Origin of the sequence: Kitasatospora sp. NPDC056327, assembly GCF_042261735.1 — a bacterium.
In the GTDB taxonomy this organism is placed as follows: Bacteria; Actinomycetota; Actinomycetes; order Streptomycetales; family Streptomycetaceae; genus Kitasatospora.
The window spans coordinates 1-5038 of sequence record NZ_JBHJRC010000433.1; the positions used below are offsets into that span (position 1 = coordinate 1).

The window sequence follows — 5038 nt, forward strand, 5'->3', positions numbered from 1 at the left end:
CGTCGAGGGTGGCCCGGACGATCGGGCGCGCCCTGGTCCCGCCGGCCAGCGCGATCTCGACCGCGCCGACGTCCCCGAAGGTCGCGGCGCCGTCGATCGCCGCCGCCACGACGATCCGCCGCACCGCGGGGGACAGCGGACCGACGTCGATCGTCACGCCCTGCTCCTGCGGGCCGTCGAAGGCGAGCCGGACCGTGCCGTCCGGGCTCTCCGGGGCGCCGTAGAACACGAAGTCCTCGTCGCAGGCGACCTGTTCGTCCCCGTCGAGCGCGAAGGCCACCACGTCCACCTCGCAGGTGCTCCGCTGGGCCCAGGAGGCGTTGACGGTCCAGCGCGTGCCGTCCTGGGCGAGCGGCAGGTCGACCACACCGCCGCGCGGCAGCACCAGCTCCTCCGGGCCGGCGGGCGCGTCGTCCGCCGGCGCCGCCTCACCGGCCGGGAGCGGCGCGGTCTCCAGGGTGTTCAGCCAGACCTGTTCGTGGACCGGCAGGCCGAGCCACTCGATCCGGCCCATCCGGCGGTCCTCGCCGGCCCCGGTCAGCGCCAGGACGTCGGTGACGTTCGCCGACAGGTTCACCGCGGCGGCGCCGCCGAGGGCGACGACAGCCGTCCGCGCCGCCACCGACTCGGTGTGCCGCCCGCCCACGACGAGGACCCGCCGTCCGGTCAGCGCCCGCCGCTCCCGTGCGGCCTGCCGCCGCGCCGGCCGCACGGTCCCGGTCACCGGTGCGGGCCGGACCTCCGGGACGGCGACCGGACCCGCCGCGGCCCCGACGGGCACCACCACCGGCACGTCCACCGGTTCCCCGACCACCGCCACCGCCACCGCGGCCTCGACGGGCACCACCGGCGCCGCGACCTCCGGGACCACCGGGACCGCCACCGCCCCGCCGCCCGCCTCCTCGTGCGCCGTCCCGGCCCGGACCTCCGCGAGCAGCGCCAGGAAGGCCGCCTCGTCCACCACCGGGACGCCCTCCGCGGCCGCCCGCCGGGCCTTGGCCGAACCCGCGCCGTCCGGACCGGCGTTGGCGATCAGCACACTGGTGTGCCGGCTCACCGAGGACATCACGTTCAGCCCGGCGGTCACCGCCCGCGCCACCAGTTCCTCCCGCGCCGTCGCGGTGTCCCCGGTGACGGCCACCTTCATGCCCTGCACCAGCGGCCCGCCCGCCGTCCAGCGCCCTGGGTTGCGGTAGGCGCACGGCGTCTTCGGGATCCGGGGCCGGAACTCCGAGGTGCGCCGGGGCGGGCAGTCCACCAGCGGCAGCGGCACCCCGAGCCTGGCGGCCTCGGCGAGCGAGCCGCTCAGCACGCCGGCCAGCACCCTGGTGTCGTCCAGGGCGTCGTGCGCCTGCCGCTGCACCACCCCGTAGTGCGCAGCGAGCGTACCGAGCCCGAGGTCCGCCGTCGGGGTCTCGATCCGGCGGTTCAGCGCGAGCGTGCAGAGCCGCCGGGAGACCGGCAGCCAGGTCCGGGCGCGGGCGAACTCGTGGCTGAGGAAGTCGTAGTCGAACTGCGCGTTGTGCGCGACCATGACCCGGCCGTCCAGCAGTCCGCCGATCCGGTCGGCGACCTGCTCGAACGACGGCGCACCGCGCAGCCGTTCGGCGGTCAGGCCGTGGACGTGCACCGGCCCCGGGTCGACGCCCGGATCGAGCAGGGTGGAGAACTCCCCGGTCCGCCGGCCCGCCGCGTCCACCGTGATGACCGCGACCGACAGCACCCGGTGCCGACCGGGCCGCAGACCGGAGGTCTCGACGTCGACCAGCGCCCACTCGTGGGCGTAGCCGGTGCCGTCCCGGTCGTCGGGTGCGGCGGAGGGGTGCGGGAGCGGCGTTTCCGAAGTCATGACAGTAAGCATGCTCATCATCACGTATCACTCACAACCCGTTTGACCTGCTTGTTATCCCGCGAAACCACTCCCTTCGGGTAGTTCCGCACCGCGCACGTTTGGGTACGTACTGCGGCGCGCGCCCGCGGGAGACCCGGGGCGCGTACCCTCCGCTCACAGCCGTCACCCGGCCGTCGCCCATCACACACGAGGAGTCCGAGCGAACCATGAGCCAGGACCGCATCCCAGGACCGGTACGCCAGACCTACGGCGCCGACGATCTCTCCCAGGCCGCGAGCTTCGGCGGCGGATTCATCAACTTCGGTGACTGGAGCGGCATCCGCACCACCGCCCCCACCCCGGAGGACCGCGTCCGCAGCCAGGAGGACCTCTACCGGCGGGTGCTGCGGGCCTTCCCAGGGCCGCACGAGTCACTGCGGCTGGCCGAGGTCGGCTGCGGACGCGGGCTCGGCGCGGCCCTCGCGCTCTGCGAGTTCCGCTTCGCCGCGGTGACGGGCGTCGACATCCACCCCGACCAGATCGAGCGCGCCCGCGCCGTCAACGCCCGTGCCCTGGCGACCTTCCCGGACCGGCTCGGCTACTCGCTCGGCCCGGCGGACGACCTGCCCTTCGCGGACGCCTCGCTCGACGGCGTCTACTCGGTCGAGGCCGCGCAGCACTTCCGCGAACTGCGCGGGTTCGCCCGCGAGACGGCCCGGGTGCTGCGGCCCGGCGGGCGGCTGGTGGTCACCACCTTCTTCAGCGCCGCCGGGCCGGACGTCGCCGAGCGGCTGAGCATCCTGCTCGGCAGCTTCGCCAACGGCCTGGACGTCGCCCACCCGCTCGACGCCTTCACCGCCGACCTCTCGGCCGCCGGCTTCACGGACGTCGGCACCGAGTCCATCGGCGCGGACGTCTGGCCGGGCCTGGACCGCTACCTGGAGGGCACGGTCCCGCGCGGCCACTGGACCCGCAACTTCCTCAGCACCTGGCGCGACGGCCTGCTCGACTACCACCTCGTCACCGCCACCCGCCGCTGACCCCGCCGACCCCGCGGGCCCCGCAGGCCCCGCAGGCCCGCCGGACGGCGACGGACCCCGAGGACAGCGGCGGACCGTGAGGACAGCGGCGGAGCCGACGGACGACGGCGAACCGGTCGACCACGGCGGCCCGAAGGACCGGGCGGACCCGGCGAACCGCCCCGGAGCGATCCCCGCACACCACGGGGATCGCCCCGCGCACGAACCGGCCGGCGCCCCCGGTCAGCCCCGGTGGACCAGCAGCGCCGTGCGCACCGCCGACTCAAGGGCGCCCTCGACCCAGGCCGGCTTGGTCGAGGTGTGGTCCCCCGCGAAGTGCAGCGGCCCCTCGGAGCCCGGGATGTCGGGGAACAGCTCGGTGTGCTGCCCGGGGAGCAGCACCGAGGCCTCCCCGTAGGCGTAGTGGTCGCGCATCCAGGACTGGGTGCGGAACTTCGTGGTGAAGAAGACCTCGCAGCGCCGGCCGAACACCGCCTGCACCCCGGCAAGCGCCCGCAGGCAGCGCTCCTCGTCGGCGTACGCGTCCCACTTCAGCGCGTCGTCGGACCAGCTGTACGAGGCCAGCACCACGCCCCCGTCGCTGCCCTCCACCGGGTGGGCGTGCTCGAAGTAGACGAACCGGTTGGCGTTGTCGCTGACCGCCCCGCCGCCCCGCACGTGCGCCGCCTCCGGGTCGGCGCCCGCCGGGCGGAACGCCGCGAAGCACTTGCCGAGCTCCGCCGGGACGCCCACCCCGAGCCTGCGCACCGAGGCGTGCGCTCCGAGGTGGCGGCCGTCGCCGACCCGCCCCGCCCGGTACCGCTCGTAGAGGCCCGGCTCGACGGACTCCAGCTCCCGCTTCCAGTCGTCCTCGGTGAACTCCCACCAGCGGCGGGAGAACTCCAGCAGCACCTTGGTGGCGGCGTCGTAGTGCAGTTCGGTGACGGCCCGCCGCTTGCCGTACGCCAGCGGCGGCTCGAAGGCCACGTGCCGCAGCCCGGAGAAGGGGACGGTGATGATCGCCTCGTCGCCCTCGAAGACCTCGGTGACGCCGCCCCTCCCGCTCAGGCCCTCCTCGGAGACGGTGTGGACCCGGACCCTGCCGCCGAGCCGTTCCACCCGCACCGCGCGCCGGTCGAACCGCACCTTCCCCTTCACCGGCGCGAGCATGGCGTCGACGAGCTTCGCCGTGCCGCCCTTGATCTCCCAGAACCTGGTCCTCGGGTCGATCAGCGCGGCGGACAGGAAGCTGTGCACGAAGGAGAGGTGCAGCCGCGAGGTCACGTTCTGGACGGTGCCGACGAGGTCGACGGTCCGGACGTCCAGCCCGGCCTCCTCGGTGAGGTAGCGGTACATCGACCAGTGGCCGTACCGCCGCAGCACGGTGGCCCAGCCCTCGACCAGCTCCGCGCCCTCCTTGCCGCGCACCAGCCGGAGCGCGGGTTCCAGCGCCCCGGCGTAGATCGCGGCGGCGGTCCTGGTGCGGTCGGTCCCGGTGACGCCGAAGGAGTCGTTGACCGGCCCGGGGTCCTTCTCGTAGTCGGCCCGGCGGACGTGCAGGCCGTTGACGTGGATCCAGGTGCGGTTGGCCCGCTTCCCCGGGTTCTCCACCTCGACGTCCACCAGCAGGAACTCCTGGCGCGGCAGGTCGTGCGCGGCGAGCAGTTCCATCACCAGCGGGTGGCTCTCCGGCAGCCGCATCGCGCCGCCCTCGGCGTACTGCTCCGGATCGGCGAACGGCTGCTCGCCGTTCTCGTGGCCGCCCTTGCGGAAGGTCTTGATCCGGCCGCCGGCCCGGTTGCCGTTGGCCTCGATGACGACGACGTCGTGGCCCGCCCGGTTCAGCAGGTCGGCGGCGAGCAGTCCGGCCGGGCCGGCCCCGACCACCAGGACGCGCTTGGTCGCCCGCCCCCGGCCGGTGGGCAGGCCGTCCCGGAGGATCTTCAGGTAGCCCGGGACGAGCGGCCGGTCCTGCTCGTCGTACACGGCGATCGCGCGGGCCACCGTCGTGTACGCGCGCTCGTCGGTGCCCGGCGGCACGGCGCCCGGCGGGACGGCACCCGGCGCCGTGCCGGGGCCGAGCGCGGTCGCCGGCCCGGCGGCGGCGACGGCGAGCCCGGCGGCGAGCACCGAGGCCCCGGTCACCGCGACGACCGACCGCCGCGACGGGGCGGCCGCGGCCGCCCCG

General features: G+C 75.2%; 3 protein-coding genes. 1 reads left to right on the forward strand and 2 read right to left on the reverse strand.

The features are described 5' to 3' along the window. Positions 1-1849 (reverse strand): exonuclease domain-containing protein (locus tag ACFCX4_RS34635; RefSeq protein WP_376151183.1); only part of this gene is annotated, 1849 nt, incomplete at its 3' end. A 209-nt stretch (positions 1850-2058) separates the two neighbouring features. Here ACFCX4_RS34635 and ACFCX4_RS34640 point away from each other — a divergent pair. Next, a complete protein-coding gene (locus ACFCX4_RS34640) occupies positions 2059-2871 on the forward strand; it encodes a class I SAM-dependent methyltransferase (RefSeq protein ID WP_376151185.1) in 813 nt (270 codons plus the stop codon). Between the two features lie 222 nt (positions 2872-3093). Here ACFCX4_RS34640 and ACFCX4_RS34645 read toward each other — a convergent pair. Further along, positions 3094-5038, reverse strand: a 1945-nt coding sequence (locus ACFCX4_RS34645) for an FAD-dependent oxidoreductase (protein ID WP_376151187.1), incomplete at its 5' end; no start/stop codon positions are given.

Bases quoted from the DNA above. Each gene is read 5' to 3' on its own strand.
- ACFCX4_RS34640 (WP_376151185.1), top strand. From the start codon at position 2,059: ATGAGCCAGGACCGCATCCCAGGACCGGTACGCCAGACCTACGGCGCC.